4 protein-coding genes are annotated in these 4,168 nt (G+C 68.3%); 1 reads left to right on the forward strand and 3 read right to left on the reverse strand.

Translation table 11 applies throughout. The features are described 5' to 3' along the window. Positions 1-652: 652 nt before the first annotated feature. Complete coding sequence (locus ACXJKR_RS26045; RefSeq protein WP_457325274.1) at positions 653-1,627, reverse strand: helix-turn-helix transcriptional regulator; 975 nt, start codon at positions 1,625-1,627, stop codon at positions 653-655. 88 nt (positions 1,628-1,715) lie between these two features. On the opposite strand from ACXJKR_RS26045, the gene ACXJKR_RS26050 reads away from it, so the two are divergent. Beyond that, positions 1,716-2,306: a hypothetical protein gene (locus ACXJKR_RS26050; RefSeq protein WP_457325275.1), complete on the forward strand. Its 591-nt coding sequence runs from the start codon at positions 1,716-1,718 to the stop codon at positions 2,304-2,306. On the opposite strand, the gene ACXJKR_RS26055 is transcribed toward ACXJKR_RS26050, so the two are convergent. Both ACXJKR_RS26055 and ACXJKR_RS26060 read right to left on the reverse strand, forming a co-directional pair. Beyond that, positions 2,307-3,767: a C13 family peptidase gene (locus tag ACXJKR_RS26055; RefSeq protein ID WP_457325276.1), complete on the reverse strand. Its 1,461-nt coding sequence runs from the start codon at positions 3,765-3,767 to the stop codon at positions 2,307-2,309. It abuts the gene before it with no gap. 30 nt (positions 3,768-3,797) lie between these two features. Further along, entirely contained in the window at positions 3,798-4,031 is a 234-nt protein-coding gene (locus ACXJKR_RS26060; RefSeq protein WP_457325277.1) for a DUF1653 domain-containing protein, read from the reverse strand. Positions 4,032-4,168: the final 137 nt, after the last annotated feature.

Here is a 4,168-nt window from a genome sequence, read left to right on the forward strand (position 1 = left end):
AGGTAGTCCAGCGCGAAGGCGAAGCTGCCCGGCAAGATCTGTTCTGACAGCACCACCGGAAGCAACAGCGCGTGGCGATCACAGGGCTTGTAGCGGGGCATTGCGGGACTCCTGAACGAGTCCGCTCATTTGACGCACTAGGCGTCARGAAATGAATCGGTGGCGACCCGACTTCAGGTTATTTGACAGCCTCAACGTGAAAGCTCAGYGGGCGGCGAAGCCGTCCGCTGGAGCGACCGGTTATGCCGAGCGCCGTTTGTCGAAGCGCCGGTGGCCGCGACAGGGAAAAGCCGCCGAAGTTGAAGCCCGTCGAGGGCTGAGGCGAGCACGCCTGGTGGACTAGCCGCAAGCGCAATGCATGCGGAATCCGATACCTGGGCGCTCGCCACTCGTGACACCGACACGCGCTCGCCCGAACGCGCGGACCGCTCGGTCGCCGACGCAACGAGCCCGCGGCACAAGCAGGGCACAAAGCGCTCGATGGAGTTCAGGCTAGCGTGCTGCATAACGTGTTCTAGGGCGACAGCCACTGCTGCATAAAACCGGAGCAGCCGTTGCAAGTGTTTGATGGGCAATGACTATGCCAATAAAACATCGGCAAAAGCGGCGCGAAGTTACAAGTTCTCCGCCTGATGGCACTGCAGCGAGTTGCCTATGCCATTGCATGACGCCGCACCAACTCTCCTGCCCATTCCGCCACCCTCGCCCTCACCTCCGCCGGCCCCATTGCTTCAGCCTCCGGCGCCAGCGACAACACCAGCCGCGCCGCCTGGTCCACGCTCTCGATGGGCAACTTGACCCTGGCCCAACGCTGCGGCCCCGCCGGCTTCTCGGGCACCGCGGCAGCGACGGCCTGGGCGGCATAGCTGCCCTTCTCGGCCAGCCGCCGGCGGCCCTCGGCGGTGATGCGGATGACGGCGACCTCGGGCCGCAACTCCCTCTCAAAGCGCTGCAGCGAAGCCTGCCACCAAGTCGACAGATCGAAGTCAGCCGGGCGCTCGAAGCTCTCCTCGCCGACGCTGAGCGACTGGATGTTGGCGACCTTCAGCGTCAGCGTGCGCGCCCCGGCCCGTGCGACGGCATACCAACTGCCGCCCTTGAGCACGAGGCCGAGCGGCTCGGCGCGCCAATCCCGTTCGCCCTTCCAGCTCAGATAGCGCAGTTCGACGCGGCGGCACTCCAGCACCGCCTGGGCCAGCGCCGGCAGGTGCGCTGCCGGCTCGCCGCCCTGGTACCAGTCCAGCGGGTCCACATGCAGCCGCGCCTGCAACCGGCCGGCCAGCGCGGCGGACTCGCCCGGCAGCGCCGACTGCAGCTTGAGCCGCAGCCGCTGCGAGGCACCGCCCAGGCCCAGTTCGCTGGCCGCCCCCGGCAGGCCCAGCAGCGGCAGGGCCTGGGCCTCGTCGCCGAGCAGGCCGTTGAGGCGTGTTGCAAAGCCCTCGCGCAGCTTGAAGCCGCCGCTGCGGCCGCGTTCGGCATAGACGGGCACACCGGCGGCGGACAGCTCATCGATGTCGCGCAGGATGGTGCGCACCGACACCTCGAACTCGCGCGCCAGCGCCGGCGCCGTGATCTGCGGGCGCAGCTGCAGCAGGATCAGGATGGAAAGCAGTCGGCTGGCGCGCATGCCTTGGATGATGTTCCGCAAAACATGACGCCGATTGTCATGTCATGCCGTGCAGCATGCGCCACCTCCACTCACTCACGAGATGCGCATGACCGACAACTCCGAACGCCGCCGCCTGCTGCAGGCTGCCGCAGCCCTTGCGCTGACGCCGAGCAGGGCCGCGCCTGCCGAACCCGCCGAACCCCAGCCCGGCCCGGCCATGACGGGCGCCCTGCCCACCGCGCGCACGCCCGGCAAACCCGGCGACTTTGACTTCCTGAGCGGCCGCTGGAAGATCCTCAACCACAGGCGTCGCAATGGTGTCTGGGATGTCTTCGAGGGCGAGGCGACGGTGCACGCCATCCTGGCCGGCGTCTGCAGCGTCGAGGAGCTGCGCATCCCAGCACGGCAGTTCGGCGGCATGGGCCTGCGGCTGCTGGACGTGAAGAAGGCGCAGTGGTCGGACTTCTGGGTCAACGCCGCTTCGGGCGAGCTGGGCGCACAAGGTCTGCCAGGCAGCTTCGAAGGCGGGGCGGGCATCTTCCAGGAGCAGTCCGAGGAAGACGGCAAGACCGTCATCTACCGCAGCGTCTGGGACCGCATCACGCCGACGAGCTGCCGCTGGCAGCAGGCCGCGTCGCGCGATGGCGGGAAGACGTGGTTGATGGACTGGTCGATGGACTGGATACGGGTGGCGTGATCAGTGCGCACGCTCTTCCGCCAGCCGCTTCAGCACGCCGCGGATGCCGGCGCCTTCGCTGATCTGCGGGTTGGAATAGCCGTCGCTCTTGCCCGCCTCCTTCTCCCTCACCTCGATGACCTGGCGTGCCCATGCATGTGCCTCGGTGAAGGACCAGGTCTTGCGCAGCGCCTCCTCGTACATCGCCCGGCCGAAGAAGGTCAGCTCGGAGCGCTTGCCGCAGCCGTAGGAGGTGTGGTCCGCGTCGGCCGCCGTCATCACCAGCGTGCCGTCGCCGGCCAGCGGCGCGATCCAGCTGCCCGAGTAGCAGGCCGACACGGAGATCACGCGCCAGCGCACGCCGGCTTCGTCCAGCCAGCGCTTGAGCAGGTCAGGCGTGACGGGCTCGGTCTTCAGCGGCCAGGTGTCGTTGGCCAGCTTGCCGTCGCGGCCGCCGTGCGAGGTCAGGTGCAGAAAGAGCACGTCCCGGTCGCGGTCCATCACGGCGGCCATGCGGGCGATGGTCTGGCGCAGGTTGGCCGGCGTGCCCCAGGGCAGCGTGTCAGTGGTGGCGCGGTTGGCCACCAGCTCCACCAGACGACCGTCCGCGCCGAAGCGTTCGCGCATGGTCTTGGCAACGGTGGCACTCTCGCGCATGAAGACGTCTTCCGAGGCGTTGGGCGCGTAGGTCGCTGCGTAGACGTTGACCCGGCCCGGCTGCGGTGGTCGCAGGCCCTGCAATGCAACAGCGACGAGCTGCGCTTGCCTGCCTATGGTCTCGTCGGTCAACGGCAACCCGACCTCGGGTTCGGCGTCCGCCTCGGCACTGGCCGCTGGCTCGGCCCACCAGAATGTCGGCGGCGCGAGCCAGCCGTTCAGCATCAGCGGGATAGGGACCAGCAACAGGGCAGCACCACGCGCCAGCCCGGAACCCGCTGCCCGCCACAGCAGCACGAGCTGCGTCAGGCCAGCCCAGCACAAGGGCACCAGCCATGCCGTCAGCTGCAGGCTCAGGGGCCAGCTCTCAAACGGATCGAGCGCGGCTCGCATCCCAAGAAAGACACCGCCGGAAAACAGGCCGAGCATCAGCCCGGCAATGCAAACCAGTGCAAACAGCGTGGCTGGCCTTGGCGTCGCAGGCGCTTGTGCCGAGCGAGACCGCGCCACCACCCAGCACAGCCAGGCCATGATGGCGATGCCCGCCCAGCCCGCAAGGAAGCCTTGCCAGAGCAACATCGGCGCACCTTGCATCATCACGCGCTGAGCAATGAACTGCAGCAGATAGCCCGCCAGGACCGGCGCCGCCACCGTCACCGGCGCGGCCTCCAGGCCCTCCCATCGCGGCGGGAGGAACACCAGCACGCGCGCGCCTTCGCGCATCCATGACGCGCCACCCACTGCGGGTGCACAGTCGTCCAGCGCCGCAGCCGTCAGCAACGGCCCGCCTGCAGGCGCGTCCTGCGCCTGATCTTCTTCATTCATCCACCCGCCCTCCCCTGCCGGCCATCGTCTCTAGCCGATGCGCTCGAAGCGCTGCCGCACGACGCCGTCAACCTCCAGTGTGCCGGTGAACATCTCGTAAGGCCTCACCCACCAGCCGCTGTCGTTGTACAGCGGCCGGTAGACCACCACGACCTCCAGCGTCTCGCTGTGGCGGGCCACATGAAGCACTTCGTATTCGCCGCCCTTGTAGTGACGGTAGCGGCCGGGGGCCAGGTGGGGCAGCGGGGGCAGGTCTGAGCTCATGCCCCCGATTTCACCTCAGTGGTCGACGTACCGACGTTCTTGCGGGCCGAGCGCCGGGCCGCTCCCTAGCCGGCCCGCTCTGGCGATGTGCTTGCGGCTCAATGCCGCAAGCATCGCCGTCCCCTCGGGGGACCGGC

Source organism: Roseateles sp. P5_E11, assembly GCF_054049355.1.

Coding starts and splice junctions, on each gene's coding strand:
- ACXJKR_RS26045 (WP_457325274.1), bottom strand. CDS start 1,627: ATGCGCGCCAGCCGACTGCTTTCCATCCTGATCCTGCTGCAGCTGCGC.
- ACXJKR_RS26050 (WP_457325275.1), top strand. CDS start 1,716: ATGACCGACAACTCCGAACGCCGCCGCCTGCTGCAGGCTGCCGCAGCC.
- ACXJKR_RS26055 (WP_457325276.1), bottom strand. CDS start 3,767: ATGAATGAAGAAGATCAGGCGCAGGACGCGCCTGCAGGCGGGCCGTTG.
- ACXJKR_RS26060 (WP_457325277.1), bottom strand. CDS start 4,031: ATGAGCTCAGACCTGCCCCCGCTGCCCCACCTGGCCCCCGGCCGCTAC.